Origin of the sequence: Flavobacterium movens, from assembly GCF_039581425.1 — a bacterium.
Lineage (GTDB): Bacteria > Bacteroidota > Bacteroidia > Flavobacteriales > Flavobacteriaceae > Flavobacterium > Flavobacterium luteolum.
The window spans coordinates 226040-241595 of sequence record NZ_JBCPXY010000009.1 but is presented as its reverse complement, the minus strand read 5'-3'; the positions used below and the strand labels follow the sequence as shown (position 1 = coordinate 241595).

13 protein-coding genes are annotated in these 15556 nt (G+C 33.7%); 9 read left to right on the top strand and 4 right to left on the bottom strand.

Annotated elements, in window-relative coordinates; all coding sequences use genetic code 11:
- Positions 1-262 precede the first annotated feature (262 nt).
- Positions 263-901, top strand: coding sequence for an NAD(P)H-binding protein (locus tag AAYQ05_RS16985; RefSeq protein ID WP_343544582.1), 639 nt, complete (start codon positions 263-265; stop codon positions 899-901).
- Between the two features lie 31 nt (positions 902-932).
- On the opposite strand, the gene AAYQ05_RS16980 is transcribed toward AAYQ05_RS16985, so the two are convergent.
- Positions 933-1496, bottom strand: a complete 564-nt coding sequence (locus AAYQ05_RS16980; RefSeq protein ID WP_343544581.1) for a hypothetical protein — start codon at positions 1494-1496, stop codon at positions 933-935.
- Between the two features lie 228 nt (positions 1497-1724).
- Between AAYQ05_RS16980 and AAYQ05_RS16975 the strand changes: the two genes are divergently transcribed.
- The 6 genes from AAYQ05_RS16975 (at position 1725) to AAYQ05_RS16950 (ending at position 8268) form a co-directional block, all read left to right on the top strand.
- Positions 1725-3710, top strand: a complete 1986-nt coding sequence (locus tag AAYQ05_RS16975) for a GAF domain-containing hybrid sensor histidine kinase/response regulator (RefSeq protein WP_343544580.1) — start codon at positions 1725-1727, stop codon at positions 3708-3710.
- 77 nt (positions 3711-3787) lie between these two features.
- On the top strand, positions 3788-4153 hold the full coding sequence (locus AAYQ05_RS16970; protein WP_343544579.1) for a response regulator transcription factor: 366 nt from the start codon (positions 3788-3790) through the stop codon (positions 4151-4153).
- Positions 4153-5367, top strand: a complete 1215-nt coding sequence (locus AAYQ05_RS16965; protein ID WP_343544578.1) for a YaiO family outer membrane beta-barrel protein — start codon at positions 4153-4155, stop codon at positions 5365-5367. The genes AAYQ05_RS16970 and AAYQ05_RS16965 overlap by 1 nt, the downstream gene beginning before the upstream one ends.
- A 1-nt stretch (position 5368) precedes the next feature.
- Entirely contained in the window at positions 5369-6199 is an 831-nt protein-coding gene (locus AAYQ05_RS16960; protein ID WP_343544577.1) for a hypothetical protein, read from the top strand.
- Between the two features lie 3 nt (positions 6200-6202).
- Complete coding sequence (locus AAYQ05_RS16955) at positions 6203-7633, top strand: glycosyltransferase family 2 protein (protein ID WP_343544576.1); 1431 nt, start codon at positions 6203-6205, stop codon at positions 7631-7633.
- A 5-nt stretch (positions 7634-7638) separates the two neighbouring features.
- Entirely contained in the window at positions 7639-8268 is a 630-nt protein-coding gene (locus AAYQ05_RS16950; RefSeq protein ID WP_343544575.1) for a response regulator, read from the top strand.
- Here the strand turns inward: AAYQ05_RS16950 and AAYQ05_RS16945 are convergent.
- Positions 8265-11276, bottom strand: a complete 3012-nt coding sequence (locus AAYQ05_RS16945; protein WP_343544574.1) for a sensor histidine kinase — start codon at positions 11274-11276, stop codon at positions 8265-8267. The two genes, AAYQ05_RS16950 and AAYQ05_RS16945, sit on opposite strands and share 4 nt — an antisense overlap.
- Positions 11277-11439: 163 nt before the next feature.
- On the opposite strand from AAYQ05_RS16945, the gene AAYQ05_RS16940 reads away from it, so the two are divergent.
- Positions 11440-11994, top strand: coding sequence for an NAD(P)-binding domain-containing protein (locus AAYQ05_RS16940; protein WP_343544573.1), 555 nt, complete (start codon positions 11440-11442; stop codon positions 11992-11994).
- A gap of 110 nt (positions 11995-12104) precedes the next feature.
- On the opposite strand, the gene ilvD is transcribed toward AAYQ05_RS16940, so the two are convergent.
- Positions 12105-13796, bottom strand: a complete 1692-nt coding sequence (gene ilvD / locus AAYQ05_RS16935; protein ID WP_343544572.1) for a dihydroxy-acid dehydratase — start codon at positions 13794-13796, stop codon at positions 12105-12107.
- 56 nt (positions 13797-13852) lie between these two features.
- Positions 13853-14422 (bottom strand): Crp/Fnr family transcriptional regulator, encoded by a 570-nt coding sequence (locus AAYQ05_RS16930; RefSeq protein WP_343544571.1) that lies wholly within the window; start codon positions 14420-14422, stop codon positions 13853-13855.
- A 253-nt stretch (positions 14423-14675) separates the two neighbouring features.
- Here AAYQ05_RS16930 and AAYQ05_RS16925 point away from each other — a divergent pair, with 253 nt between their 5' ends.
- Positions 14676-15488, top strand: a complete 813-nt coding sequence (locus AAYQ05_RS16925; protein ID WP_343544570.1) for a helix-turn-helix domain-containing protein — start codon at positions 14676-14678, stop codon at positions 15486-15488.
- Positions 15489-15556: the final 68 nt, after the last annotated feature.

Below are 15556 nucleotides of genomic sequence, written 5' to 3'. Positions count from 1 at the left end.
GCGAGCGCTTAGATGCATTTGTTACTTTGTTTTTCATAATAAGTCAATTTAGTGTCAACTTATTTTAGGACGAGACAAAGATAAAAAAAAGGCTGTCACAAAAGTGGCAGCCTTTTTTTGTGTAACGAAATGCTTCGGAGAAGCATAATATTTATAGCAAATAAAATAGCTAGAGAAGAAAGCTCCAGAGGAGCGACATATCGATAGACGTTTTTTTCAATAAAAAAGATCATTATATTTACAATACAAAATTCCAAACATTATGAAGGCATTGGTAATTGGAGCCACAGGCGCAACAGGAAAAGAACTGGTTAATCTGCTTTTAGAAAACAATGATTATGAATCAGTTTCAATTTTTGTGAGACGATCAACAGGAAAATCACATCCAAAATTGATAGAGAATGTTGTTGATTTTTCGAACATAAATTCATTTCAAAGCGCAATTACTGGGGACGTGCTTTTTTCTTGTTTAGGAACTACCTTAAAAGATGCGGGTTCAAAAGAAAAACAATGGAAAATCGACTACGATATTCCTGCCGAATTCGCAGCTGCCGCAAAACAAAACGGAGTTAATTCTTTGGTTTTGGTTTCTTCTTATGGCGCTTCCGCAAAAAGCAGTGTTTTTTATTCTATGATGAAAGGAAAATTAGAAGACCATCTTCAAGAGCTTCATTTTCCTCAATATATTATTTTCAGACCAGGGCCATTAATTCGAGAAAATACAGATCGTTTAGGCGAAAAGATTTCAGTTAAATTCATAAAATTCTTTAATGCAATCGGACTTTTTAAAAATCTGAAACCAATTACAACTGCATTTTTAGCCCAAAAACTAGTAAAAGCACCAAAAGTGCTTCCATCAGGAAACACAACGCTAGAACTTGATAAGATTATTAGTTTATAATTAACAATTATTAATTATCAATTATCAATTATCAATTATTGATATAGCGCTGTAAATAAGAAGCAATATAGTCTCGATATTCTTTTTCGACATTTAGCAAGAGAAAAATTTTCTCGCCTTTTTTTGTCTCTACATAAAGATCGCCAGTATTAAAAATGCCAGTTGGTATAACTGCCTCTTTTAAATCGGTTTTATCTAAGGCTTCAAATTCTGCTGGATTTTTGTAGAAATTATAAATGTCTATGGTTTTGAGACGGCCAAAATGTTTCTGCTTTCTAAAAAGTATTTCATCCTGATATACTATTAAGATAGGAAATTTGGAAATATTTTTACGTAAATAAACCGATGTATAAATCAAAAATGCACCAAGTGTGGCTATAAACGTTAAAGGAGTTATATGCAACCATAATAAGCTAAGTACTGCTTTTATACTAATAAGCATTATTATGATGCCAAATATCAAAAGTCTTTTAGAAATTTTTTTAATTGTCTCTGGGTTAGAACCAAAAATTTGATCAGCGTTTCGGTAAGTTTCTTTTATTTTAGGATCAATTTCAAATTGATAAGCAGCATTATAATTGGGGTTATAATTCATTTTTGGTTTTGGTTTAGTTATAAGCGAATATATAAAAATGACTCGAAATTTATTAAGTGTTTTTTTCTAAAAATATAGAATGCAAAAATGCCTTTTTTAAAGATTTTTTTTCGCTGTAAAACTCAAAAAACGACCATTCCTTTTAACCTTAAGAAGAATTTAAGTTGAGATAGAGCAAGGGTTTTACACTAATTTGACTTACCTTTATACTTTTACCACGCAGAAGAAATGAACAAAGATTACCCAATTCCAGAAAACGAACTACAGCGTTTAGCTGCCCTTAAACGTTATAATATACTTGACACACTTCCAGACAATGCTTTTGACGATGCTACAAAGCTTGTTTCTTATATCTGTGGCGTACCAATTGCCCATATTTCTTTTATCGATGAAGACAGACAGTGGTTTAAATCGGAGATTGGAATTGGAGTTTCTGAAGTGCCAAGAGAAATAACTTTCTGCAATTACACTATTTTGGATACCGAAATTGTTGAAATCAATGATACGCATGTCAATGAAAGATTTAAAGACGATCCCAATGTTACTGGAGGTTTCAATGTGAGATTTTATGCTGGTGTACCGCTTACAACGCCAGATGGCTATAATATTGGAACATTATGCGCTATTGATCACGAGGTTAAAGAATTGAATGAAAATCAGCGTAATGCACTTTCTATTATAGCGAAACACGTAATCGCACAGCTGGAATTAGGTACAAAAAACAGTCAATTATATACACAGAGAAAAATTGCCGAGCGTGCCGTTTTGGCGAGAGATAGTTTTTTGGCCAATATGAGCCACGAAATTAGAACTCCGTTAAACGCTATTATCGGATTCACAGATTTGCTTGCGCAGACCGAACTCGACGATACACAGCGCGATTATATTGGAAGTGTACAGATTGCAGGCGAAAATTTGCTTCTGATTGTAAATGATATTCTCGATCTTTCTAAAATTGAATCTGGAAATTTACCTATAGAATCGGAGCCTTTTAATTTGAAGAAAACGCTTAAACATGTTTATAGCTTACTGAAAGTTAAAGCACAAAAAGACGTTGAGTTTAACCTTTTTCTGGATGCCGAATTGCCAGATTTGGTTGTTGGCGATCAAGGCAGATTAAATCAGATCTTGGTAAATCTTATCGGCAACGCGCTTAAGTTTACTAATGAAGGAGAAGTAACCGTTTCGGTAAAGAAAATAGAGGAAACGGAAGACAGTTATTCGTTTAAGTTTTCTATAAAAGATACCGGAATAGGAATCCCAAAAGATAAACTCGAAACTATTTTTGAACGTTTTACACAAGGCGAGGAAAGCACAACACGAACATTTGGCGGTACCGGACTTGGCCTTAATATTGTAAAACAATTAGTAGAACTTCAGAAAGGAGAAGTTCACGTAAAAAGTACTCTAAATCGCGGTTCGGAGTTTTTCTTTACCCTTTCGTACAAAAAATCAAACTTTGAGGAAACAACGGTAAAAACAATTTCTAAAAACGATTTAGGAAATCTTAAAATATTGCTTTGCGAAGACAATGTTCTAAACCAAAAGCTTGCAAAAAGCGTAATTAATAATTTTGGTTTCGATTTGGATATTGCACAAAACGGTGAAGAGGGTATTGAGCTTTTGTCTCAAAATGAATATGATTTGGTTTTAATGGATTTGCAGATGCCTGTAAAAGATGGCTACCAAACCACAGAATATATCAGGAATGAAATGAATTCCAGCATACCAATTATTGCCATGACAGCGCATTCTTTGGTAGGAGAGCAGGAACGATGCTACAAAGTTGGAATGAACGCTTATGTGCCAAAACCTTTTAAACAGACTGTACTTTTAAAAGCCATAAAAACGGCAATGACACCAGACAGTGATGCACATCATAAAAGAATTATCGATATGTCATTTTTAGATGAAATGTCTGGAGGCGATGCCGAATTTAGGAAAGATATGATAGGTCTTTTTATTGAAAAAATTCCAAGTCAGTCGGCACAGTTAGAAGAAGCATTTAAAAACACCGATTACGACAGCGTAAAAAAACTGGCGCATAATATGAAATCAAGCATGGATATTTTTATGTTGCAAGATTTGAGCAATTGTTTGTCAATTATCGAAGAAGAAGCGTCATCTGGCGAATTTACTGCTGAAACATTAGATAAAGTGAATATTTTTCACTGTGGAATCGAAGAAGTCGTTAAAATTTTGAAAGAGCTATGATATAAAAGAAATATGCAGTAGCTTTATAATAAAGATGTTATAATTTTGAATATCCCCCAGATAAAAAAATAATAAAAATGAGAATTATTGTAGCCGAAGATAATGATATCCTACGCAAATCGTTATCTTTTTTCTTAGAGTCTAAAGGATTTAGTGTTGACCAGTTTTCTGACGGAAAAGAGGCGCTTGAAGCGATCGAAAAAGAAAACTATGATTTAATATTGACAGATATAAATATGCCGGGTGTGAGCGGAATGGAAATTACGCAGCATGTTCGAGAGAACCTTAAATCTGATATTCCCGTAATAATATTGACTTCTTCTGGTGTCGAGCAAACCGAGCTTGATTCTTTTGATATTGGAGCAAACGAATTTATTGCTAAACCAGTAAGTCCGGCAGTACTTTTAGTGAGAATTAATAAATTACTAAAAAACCGAATCTGATGAAGTTTATTTATTATTCTATTTTCCTGATTTTTATTTCCTCAGCTGCAATTGCGCAAGAAATCAATATAGACGAAGCTTTGGCCAATGTGAAGCGCGAGGTCGAAAAAGAAAATTTTGATAAAGCCTTATCGATTATTGAGCCTCTGCGTGCCAAATATCCTGAAAATGAAGATATACAGACATACGCAGGACGTATCTATAGTTGGAAAAAAGAATATAAAACTGCCATAAAAATTTTGTCTCCAATGGCGGACAGAATTAATCCGAATCCTGAAGCTTTGCAGGCACTTGTAAATGTTTATTACTGGACAGAAGATTATGAAAAATGTATTTTGTATTGTGATAAATACCTGGCCATCGATCCAAAATCTATCGATGTTTTAAAGATTAAAGCCACTTGTCTGGAAAAATTAAACCGCGATCAGGAAGCTTTAGATTTAATCGAAAAAGCATCTTATATTGATAATAGTACCCAAGCTTTTAGTGGAATACGCACACTTATTGGACGTAAAGCAAAAAATACAGTTTCGGCTTCCTATTTAAATATCTCGACTTCAGATCCTGGACAGCAGCCATTTCATTATGGGTATATTGAGTATTCGCATAAATTCAGCAAATCGGCAATCGTAGGAAGAGCCAATATTGGAAATATTGGTAATGAAACCCAAATGTTATTTGAAACTGATTTCTATCAGACTTTTTCAAACAAAAGCTATCTCTATGCAAATGCTGGTGTATCAACAGGAGAAACAATATTTCCTGTAGCGAAAGCAGGTTTAGAATATTATTTTAAGCCACAGAAAAAGTTCGATTTTTCGCTTGGAGGACGATTCATGCATTTTGATACAGACGATATTACACTGCTTACGGGACAAGTAGCCTATAATGAAGGAGTTTACAGTTTTGCGTACAGACCTTATTACGATATTTCAAACGAATTGTTTTCCCATGTTTTGAGCGTTCAGCGAGTAAATGAAGAAAAAGAGCGCCTTATCAGATTGGAATTGCAGTATGGAAATGTTCCTTATCTCTACTTGTACAATAATTTTACGCAACCACTAAAAGCGTATCGTGTTGGAATTCAGTATCAGCATCGTTTTGGCGATTCGTTTTTTATACGTCCGATTTTCCTTTACGAATATGAAGAATATATCCCAGGAGAATATAGAAACAAGTTTAATGTACAGTTAATTGTAACGAAACGTTTTTAATATGACAGAAATCTGGAATCTATATAAAAACGGTCAATGGGAAGTGCCTTTTCTTACCTTTTCTATTTATCTGTTTATTGCGGCCTCACTCTTTCTGTATCTTGTTATTGTGGCCAGCAGAAACACTAAAATAAAAAAGGAATGCCTTAGTAAAGAATACAGTTTTATAATAGACAAAGTAATGGCAGCTGTTATTTTTGAGGATGCTCTGTTTGCTGAAGTAAAAAAAGACAAAAATTTTCTAGTGCTTTTTGATACTGCTTTTTTCAGAGAAGTTTTAACCGAATCGATTATAAATCTCCATAAAAATTACGAAGGCATTTATGCTCAGAAACTAGAAGAGTTTTACAAAGATTCTGGATTGATAAAAGATTCATTTAAAAAACTCAAAAGCCTGAAATGGGAAGTGAAATGCAAAGGAATTACAGAGCTGGCAGAGTTTAATATCAAAGAAGCATTTGATCAGATTATTGTTTATTCTAAAGCCAGAAAGAAAACATTAAAAATTGTTGCACTCAATGCGGCGATAAAACTTGAAGGAACAGAAAGCGTAAAATATTTGGTAGAACATTCAGATCCTATAGACGATTGGATGCAGCTGAATATTATTGGAGCTTTTAAAAAACACGATATTGGCGATACAGAAGGAATCGAACATTTATTAGAATCGCAAAATACAACAGTAATTGCACTTGGTTTAAAACTTATAAAAGAGCTTAAACTAACACAGAAGCTTCCTTATGTGGCTCATTTGGCAGAACATACTTCAAACACTGTAATTAAATACAAAGCCCAGAGTCTTTTTGCAGACATTAACGGTATAATTGAATAAGAAATGACTTTTTTTAATACAGAAATAACGTGGTTTTTGGAGGCATATATACTCCTTATTCTTGGTTACGCCATACTTATCATGTCTTCGTACCTAATCTTGGCTTATCTTTCTACAAAAGAACTAAGGAATTATCTTAAGAGAAATAGTTTTGTCGATTATGATGTTTTATTGACCAGTGAATTTGCTCCTCATCTTTCGCTAATTGCTCCGGCTTACAATGAAGGTCTTACGATTGAAGAGAATGTAAAATCACTGCTTTCGCTGAATTATAATAATTATCAAGTTATTGTGGTCAATGATGGAAGTCGAGACAATTCGATGGAAATCTTGACCAAAACTTACGATCTTGTTTTGACTGATTTGGAATTTCATCCAAAAATTGAAACCAAAAAAATCAGAGGAATTTACACTTCAAGAAATGCGGCTTTCAAAAAACTGATTGTCGTTGATAAAGAAAATGGAGGTAAAGCCGATGCTTTAAACGTTGGACTTAATATTGCGCAAAATCCGTATGTGGTTTGTATTGATGTCGATTGTATCTTAGATAAAGACTCACTTTTAAAACTGGCAAAGCCATTTTTAGAATCGTACGGAAAACGTATTATTGCAACGGGAGGTGTAGTGAGAATTGCCAACCAATGTGTTATTAAAAACGGACGTTTGGTCGAAGTAAATGTTCCAGATGTAATGCTATCAAGAATTCAGGTTTTAGAATATCTTAGAGCTTTTCTATTAGGAAGAATGGCTTGGGGAAAACTAGATGGATTACTGCTTATTAGCGGTGCTTTTGGAGCTTTTGATAAAGAAATAGCCATACTTTCTGGCGGTTACAGTACCAAAACGGTGGGAGAAGATATGGAACTCATTGTAAGAATGCGCCGTTATATGATGGATAATAAACTGCCTTATTCAGTAAGTTATATTCCAGACCCGCTTTGTTGGACAGAAGCGCCAGAAGATTTCAAAATATTCAAAAAACAACGCTCACGTTGGATGCGAGGAACTATAGAAACGTTAAGTTTTCATCGCGGAATGTTCTTAAATCCGAAATACAAACTACTCGGAATGTTAAGTGTGCCCTATTGGACTTTGTTTGAATTTTTGGCTCCTGCCATAGAATTTATTGGTTTGGTCATCACTGCAGTGTTTATAATATTTGGTATTTTAAATTGGCATTTTTTCTTTTTACTGCTGCTTTTTGTGTATACCTTTGCAGTGTTCTTTTCGGTGATTGCTTTATACAGCGAAGAAAAAACCTATCATAAATATCCCAAACAAGCCGATTTTTTTAAGTTGCTAATGGCCGCTTTTATAGAACCGTTTTACTTTCATCCGCTTACGGTTTATGCCGCTTTAATTGGATATAAAGAAAAAATTATGGGAACAAAAGGTTGGGGCGAAATGACCAGAAAAGGATTTACCAAGAAATAACGAAGATGACAAAGAAAATCTTAATAGTGGATGATCATTTGGTAGTGCGAAATGGAGTTGCCATGATTTTGGAGCGACAATTTGAAGATGTTGCCATTTCCAATGCCGAAAATTTCTTTGAAGCGATTACACTTTTAAAAAATCTGCCTTTTGATTTAGTTATCTTAGATATTAATATTCCGGGAGGAAAAAATACCGATATGATAACCGACATTAGAGCCATTCAGCCCGATGTCAAAATATTGGTTTTTTCGGCTCATGAAGAAGAACAATATGCTTTAAAATACCTTTCTTCTGGTGCCAACGGTTATGTCGACAAACTGTGCAGCGAAGAAAAAATCATGTTTGCCATTACTTCCATTTTTGAATCGGGAACTTATATTTCTTCAGAACTGGTTAGTAAATTGGTAGATAATCAGTCCAATAAAAGAAAACTGAACCCGTTGGAAGGTTTGTCTAAAAGAGAACTTCAAATAACAGATCTATTGGTTCAGGGGAATGGCAACTTAGAAATTTCAAACAAACTCAACATTCACATGTCGACTGTGAGCACCTACAAGGCAAGAGTTTTTGAAAAACTAAAGGTTAATAATTTGGTAGAGCTTATCAACTTATATAAAACGTTTAAGAGTTAGTTGTACTCAACCATAATCTCGATCGTAGTTCCTTTATCTAGGTCGCTGATAATATTAATATTTCCTTCAATAAGAATAAGAAGCTCAATAATCATGTGGAGTCCTAGATGATAATTTTTTGAAATCGGATTTTTATAAAAATTGTGATAATAATCAAGAAGTTCTTTACTCATTCCTTTTCCATTATCGATTATTTTTAAGTTTAAAATGTTATTCTGAGTAGTGCATAATAGCGCAATTCTTCCGTTTCTGGTATTTTTTATGGCATTATCAATTAAATTATGAATAATGATCGAAAGCGCTTTTTTGTTTGTTTTCACAAATAAAGCATTAGGTACATTATTGATAATGATATTGTTTTCGGCTTCTGCAATCTTTTCAAAAATCTGAATACTTTCTTCGATGAGTTCATATAAAGAATAACATTCATCTTCTAATTTTTTTCCTTCAATAAAAATAGAAGAATATTTGATAAGATTTTCAACATACTCATACAGTTGGGAAGTTGATGTCTGTAAAGTACCCAATTGCTGTTTGAGTTTTGGGTCTCCTTGTATGGTACTGTTTTCAAAAAGATGTTTTATAGAAGAAGACAAGAATTTTAGCGGACTTTTGATATCATGGCTCATACTTTTAACCAACATTTCATGCTGTTTAATTTCTTGTTTTAAGTTGTTTTCTGCTTTTTCTAGTTTTTTAACGGTAGAAGCTAATTTTTTTGTTTTTTTAGCAATTACTTCTTCCAGCTGTCTTCTTTTCATTCTTTGGTAATACAATCGTATATGCCAAAGTGAAATTACAAAACCAGCACTAAGGAAACAGCAAAGAACAGCAAACCAGATGGTCTGATAAAATTTTGCTGGCACAACAAGAATCACAGTTTTGTAAGCATAATTGGCATCAAAACCAGATAAACTCCTAAAGGTAAGCGTATAAGTTCCAGGAGGCAGCGTTGTAAAAGAGATTGATTTATCGGCTTTCAATCGTTCCCAGCGATCACTGCCAATTTTGTCCATTTTTGCTTCGATGGCTACATTTTTTGGATTTCCGTAATAAGGATACGAAACTAAAAAACTTACTCGCTGAAAATTGTTTTTTAAGACAATAGTATCTTTCGGAGTAATAACTTTCTGATCTAGAACAATTCTATCAATAAAAAGGTCTTTGCCAGGAAGTAAAGGAGACACTTTATACGGATTAAAAAATACAATGCCATTCATAGACGGAAAAACAATATCATTATTTTTTAGAAAATTCCCGCAAGGTTGGCAGCCACCATTAAATTCATTAATCAGGAAACCGTCTGCTTTATTGTATTGATGGTAATATATAACCGTATTTTTATTTTTGTAATGCTGCAGCAACGCTTTTCTAGAAACCTGAAAGAGACCTTTGTTGGTTGATATCCAGAAAAATTCGTTTTTGTCTTCAATAATACAATGCGCAGAATTTAAATAATGTTCCTCGTCTGTTGGAAAAGAATATAGTTTCTGGTTTTCATAAAGAAAGAAGCCCTTTTCGTATGTGGTAAGCCATATTTTCTGTTTGCTATCTATAAAAACGCTCCTAATGTTTATGTTTTCAGTGTTTTTTGCAAAATGCAGTTTTTTGGTTTTTAAATCATACAAAAACAGTCCGTTATCTCCACCCAAATACAAAATGCTATTTTGCTGAACGATATAATTGATGTTGTTTTTAAAAACGGCTTCAAACTTTACTATTCCGTTTTTTATAGCATACAATTTAGGTTTATTAAACTCATCTATTCCTAAAGAGACCCAAATGGTATTACTGTTATCTTTAAATATTGTTTTCGGATTTTGATCAAAAGGGTAGGTGATGTATTTTTTGTATCCCGATTTTTTTAGATAACAAAATACTTTCATGGATCGGCTTATCCAGATATTTTTCTCATTGTCAAGAGCAATATTTAGTCGTTCATCCAAAAAAACACTTTTAGGAAAAGGAATACTGTCAATAACTCTTTTATTGTTGATAATCAATCCTTCAGAAGTGATTACGGTGCTATCGCTAAAAGCCTGCGCAGCATAATAAACTTCGGTTCTCTCTTTACTTTTTTTTATGGTTTTAAAAGTAGGAAAAGAAATAATGCACAATCCGTTTGTACCGCTTCCTAAGTACAGTTTTTTATTTTTCTGATCAAAATAAACTGCGATAATATTGCTTGTTTCAAAATCTTTGTATTCGACAATTAATTGAGCTGTTAATTGGTCATTTTGATTTTTTAACTGATAAATTTTATTCTTTACAGATAGAAAAACCTGACCTGTAGTAATGTTCCAGAATAACTTACGATTCCTTGTGGGTATGACATTCAGTTTTCCAGAAGATTCACCTTTTTTAGAAAAACAATGATAATAGCCGTTATCGGACAGGTAAAAAAGAGAATTGCTGATGGCGAAAAAATTAAAAACATTATCGTTTTTAAAAGAAGCTTTAGAGATGCTTTTCATTTTAGAATCGCATAAGTCAATGGTTTGATTATCTATAAAAAATATATTTCCATTAGATAATCGAATGTAATAAGGTTCATGCTGATTGATTGAATAGTTGGATGGAAGACCGTCATGAAAGAAGAAATGTCTTCCGTTTCGTAGCAAACTAGATTTTGGAGCATTTTTTTTAAGAATTTGGACTTTGGCATTTCTGATAAAGACAAGTTCTTTTTTGCTTTCATTGTAACTTGTGAGACTGTCTTTTTCAATGCTTCCGAAAATATCGGTAAAACGCGTATGTTCTAAAGAGGTATTGGAAGAATTAAAAACAAGAAAATTATTTCCATCATAACGAACAATACCATTTTCGGTAGTCATCCATATAAAATTGTGTTTGCCTTGAACTATTGCTTTTATGCTATTCTGCTGCAGTTCATTATTATCCGCAGTATACCATCTCGCCAAGTAGTTTTCTTGGCAGATCATTTTAGTTGTAGTAAGCAACAGCAGAAAACAACAGTAACGTAAAATATGAACCGCTATTTTTGGCATCTGACTAAAATTATATGGCAAACTTAGCAAACATAAATCAGAAATCACGGTTTGTAGTTTTAAATCTACAACGTTGTAGATTTATTGAGACAGACAAGATAAGCTTTCTAATAGTCTATAAGACTATATTTGCTTTATAAGGTTCAAGGCAAAGTTTATAAGTATGAAAATAGGAGTAATTGGTTTATGTAGTTTTACAATGGATTTTGTGAGCCGTGCGGTCGAGGCAGGACATCAAGTATTATTGAGTTCTACCCGCGAAAATAGCCAGTTTAAAGATATAGCTAAAACCTTAGGGAAGAATGTAAAATTGGTAAGCAAATACGAAGCTGCAAAAGCCAATATATTGATACTTTTTATTCCGCGTGAAGATGTTGCACTATTTTTAGCAGACTTGCCAGAAATGGAAGAAAAGGTACTGATATATGCAAGCAATCCTATTTTTAGTCTAGAATGCTTAAAGCCAAATGTGAAATCATCGGGCGAAATCATCGCATCGCTTTTGCCAGAATCTCATGTTATAAAGGTCCTTAATATAGTGAACCCAGAAGTGCTTTCTATGATAAACCAAGATCAGAATGGCAATGAAATATTTTATACCGGATTGAATAAACAGGCAAAAAATAAAGCAAAAACATTTTTTAAAAGCCTAAATCTTGCTGGAATCGATTTTGAAGAATTATACCAACTTCCAATGCATTCTTGTTTCATGAATTAGAAAAGAAATATATAACGAAACCAGCTTTGAATAATTAGAATTGTTCAATCCCAAATGTTCCCAGAAAAGCTAACTTTCTGGGACATTTTTTTTGAGATTTTTTTAAATTTTTAATCTAAATCTGTTTTCAAGACAGCTCCAGTACTTGCATTAGTTACTAACGCTCTGTATTGTGAAAGCCATTTTGAATTTAATGGTTTTTTTAATGGTTTGAAAGCAGCTCTTCTTGCAGCAATTTCTTCATCACTTAAATTAACAGACAAAATATATTGATCTACATCGATATGAATTTCGTCACCATCTTTTAACAAACCAATCATACCGCCCTCGGCAGCTTCAGGAGAAACGTGTCCGATTGATGCTCCTCTTGTTGCACCGCTAAATCTTCCGTCAGTAATTAAAGCTACAGAACTTCCAAGTCCCATTCCCATAATCAAACTGGTTGGAGATAGCATTTCCTGCATGCCAGGTCCGCCTTTTGGACCTTCGTAACGTATAACTACTACATTTCCGGCTTTTACTTTTCCCATCATAATTCCTGCAATCGCTTCGGCTTGACCGTCAAAACAGACTGCGCTACCAGTAAATACACGATCTCCAGTTAAACCAGCTGTTTTAATAACTGCACCTTGTTCAGCAAGATTTCCGTACAAAATGGCCAATCCGCCAACTCTGCTGTACGGATTATCGATAGTATGAATAATAGTTGTGTCTTTAATTTCGGCATTAGCGATTTTCTCCAATAAAGTTTCACCGCTGATTGTTAGATTATCAATTAAAACGCCTGAACCTCTTTTGTTTATTTCCTTCATAACTGCATTTACACCACCAGCTCGGTTGATATCTTCCATATGAACCGTGCTTAAACTTGGCGAGATTTTAGCAATATGCGCCACATTTCCCGAAATGGTATTAATGTCTTTTAATTTAAAATCAACATTAGCTTCGTTCGCAATTGCAAGCATATGAAGAACAGTATTTGTACTTCCGCCCATTGCCATATCGACAGCAAAAGCGTTGCGAACGGCATTTTCGTTCAAAATATTTTTTAATTTGAATTTTTCAATAGCTTGTTGGTCTTTTGCAATATCACAGATTCTTCTCGCTGCTTGGCGATACAATTGTTCACGTTCTGGAGTTTGAGCCAAAATTGTTCCGTTTCCAGGAAGCGCAATTCCCATTGCTTCCATCAAAGTATTCATAGAATTTGCGGTAAACATTCCAGAACAGCTCCCGCCACTTGGACAAGCATTACATTCAATATCATATAATTCTTCGTCAGAGATTTTTCCTGCTTCGTGTTTTCCAACTGCTTCAAAAGCTGTTGCTAAGTCAATTGCTGTTCCGTTTTTAGTATATCCTTTAGACATTGGGCCTCCGCTTACAAAAATGGTCGGGACATCCACACGTAAAGCGCCCATAATCATTCCTGGAACAATTTTATCACAGTTTGGAATCGCAATCATCGCATCCAGTTTATGCGCATTCATTACACTTTCTATAGAGTTGGCGATAATTTCACGGCTCGGAAGCGAGTATAACATTCCGTCATGTCCCATTGCAATTCCGTCATCAATTCCGATTGTATTAAACTCAAAAGGAACACATCCATTGGCGCGAATTTCTTCTTTGATAATTTCAGAGACTTTGTTTAAGAAAAAATGTCCTGGAATGATTTCGATAAACGAATTTGCCACTCCAATAAATGGTTTGCTGAAATCTTCATTTTTCAAGCCCGTAGCTCGCAATAAGGATCTGTGAGGAGTTCGTTGAACACCTTTTTTTACTTCATCACTTCTCATGATAGAAAATGTTTTTAATGTTGTTTTTTGTTTTTTTGATAGTTAACAGATTATAATTAAATCTGCGATTTTATTCTGCTTAATGTTTCTGGCGAAATATTAAGGTATGCAGCAAGATTGGCATTGGACAATCTCTGAATGAGTTCGGGGTTGTTTTTGAGAAGATTTCGATACCGTTCTGCAGCATTTTGTGTCAATAAACTGCTGAGTTTAGAAGTAATCACCGTAAGGCCATATTCGAGAATATAGATGTACATTTTATCCCATTGCGGAATGGTGTTTCGGAGATGAAAAAAATCTTCATAAGAAATAGCCAAAAGCTCTGAAGCCTCAACCGCTTCAATATATTCGGTGCTTGGTTCTCTAGAAATAAAACTAACTATTGAAGTTAAAAAAGTACCTTCAAAAGCCATAAAACGAGTCGCGATATTATGATCTTCTGTGCTGTAATACAATCGCAGGCAGCCTTTTTTAATAAAATAGATTTTATCTGCAACGGTTCCACTTTTAAGCAGTGGTTCATTCTTTTTTACTTGTATTAATTTAAAGCAGGATAGAATGGTGTTCAGTTCATCATTTTCTAGTTGTAATCTGCTCTGAATTAAGGCCTCAAGTTCACTCATCATTTCTCAAAAATTAATCATTATCAAAAGTAAAGCTAATCAAGGAAAAAAACATTGACGAATGTCAAAATCGGTTTAAGAATGAATATAAATAAGTTTGCGTTTTTGCGACTTTGCGAGCAATTTTTCAAAGAATGGAAAAAAGATACTTAAAATATAATCTCGCAAAGTCACTAAGGCGCAAAGTTTTGAAGTTTTAATCTGCTCAAATCTGCAGAATCTGTGTGAAACAAAAACAAATCTGTAATTTAGTAAAATGAAAATCGAACTGAAACAATCTTCTTTTCTTGAAAAGACAATCAACGAACCGTATTACAATATTTTAATGTTTGATGGAGAAGCGGCTTTTTCTGTTGATTTAACTGATTATGAATGCAGAGGAAAATGTCTTTTGTTTTTAACACCGTATCAGTTATTGCAATGGAAAAATTCGACAGCACCTTTCCTAAATATTCTCAGTTTTCATGGAGATTTTTACTGTATTGAATACCATAAAAAAGAAGTGGCCTGCAACGGAATTTTATTCAATGATATTTATAGTGAACCTTTTGTAGCTGTTTCCGATTTTATTTACGAGGAAATCACGAGCATTATGGAAAGAATGAAAAGGGTAGAAGACTCAGAAATGGATTATGATAATTCGATTTTAAAATCTTATCTGCAAGTCATTCTAGCCTTAAGTAGCAAAGAAAAACAGCTCAAAATGTCACCACAGATTCAGGAATCTATTGGAAACGCTGATATTTTGAAGTTTCAGCATTTGTTAGACACTCATTTTTCAGAAGCAAAAGAAGTTGCTTTTTATGCCTCAAAATACAATTTGAGCGTCAATACTTTCAGTAAAAGAATCAAAAAACATTTCGGGAAATCGCCTTCTCAGCTTATTCAAGATCGCATTGTTTTGGAAGCTAAGAAATTGTTGCATTTGACTACGAAGACTATAAAAGAAATTGCAGACGATCTTAATTTTGAAGACGAATTTTATTTCAGCCGATATTTCAAGAAAAGTGTGGGCATTTCGCCTAAAGAATTCAGAAAAGAAGTTGGCATTTCTATCGTGGCAAAATAGTCCATGAAAACTCCTTTACGTCCATTTTTATCCAGATAAGCATAAAGTAATTTTGATTTGTATTTAAA

Bases quoted from the DNA above. Each gene is read 5' to 3' on its own strand.
- AAYQ05_RS16950 (WP_343544575.1), top strand. From the start codon at position 7,639: ATGACAAAGAAAATCTTAATAGTGGATGATCATTTGGTAGTGCGAAAT.
- AAYQ05_RS16980 (WP_343544581.1), bottom strand. From the start codon at position 1,496: ATGAATTATAACCCCAATTATAATGCTGCTTATCAATTTGAAATTGAT.
- AAYQ05_RS16965 (WP_343544578.1), top strand. From the start codon at position 4,153: ATGAAGTTTATTTATTATTCTATTTTCCTGATTTTTATTTCCTCAGCT.
- AAYQ05_RS16945 (WP_343544574.1), bottom strand. From the start codon at position 11,276: ATGCCAAAAATAGCGGTTCATATTTTACGTTACTGTTGTTTTCTGCTG.
- AAYQ05_RS16930 (WP_343544571.1), bottom strand. From the start codon at position 14,422: ATGATGAGTGAACTTGAGGCCTTAATTCAGAGCAGATTACAACTAGAA.
- AAYQ05_RS16985 (WP_343544582.1), top strand. From the start codon at position 263: ATGAAGGCATTGGTAATTGGAGCCACAGGCGCAACAGGAAAAGAACTG.
- AAYQ05_RS16955 (WP_343544576.1), top strand. From the start codon at position 6,203: ATGACTTTTTTTAATACAGAAATAACGTGGTTTTTGGAGGCATATATA.
- AAYQ05_RS16940 (WP_343544573.1), top strand. From the start codon at position 11,440: ATGAAAATAGGAGTAATTGGTTTATGTAGTTTTACAATGGATTTTGTG.
- AAYQ05_RS16975 (WP_343544580.1), top strand. From the start codon at position 1,725: ATGAACAAAGATTACCCAATTCCAGAAAACGAACTACAGCGTTTAGCT.
- AAYQ05_RS16925 (WP_343544570.1), top strand. From the start codon at position 14,676: ATGAAAATCGAACTGAAACAATCTTCTTTTCTTGAAAAGACAATCAAC.
- AAYQ05_RS16960 (WP_343544577.1), top strand. From the start codon at position 5,369: ATGACAGAAATCTGGAATCTATATAAAAACGGTCAATGGGAAGTGCCT.
- AAYQ05_RS16970 (WP_343544579.1), top strand. From the start codon at position 3,788: ATGAGAATTATTGTAGCCGAAGATAATGATATCCTACGCAAATCGTTA.
- ilvD (WP_343544572.1), bottom strand. From the start codon at position 13,796: ATGAGAAGTGATGAAGTAAAAAAAGGTGTTCAACGAACTCCTCACAGA.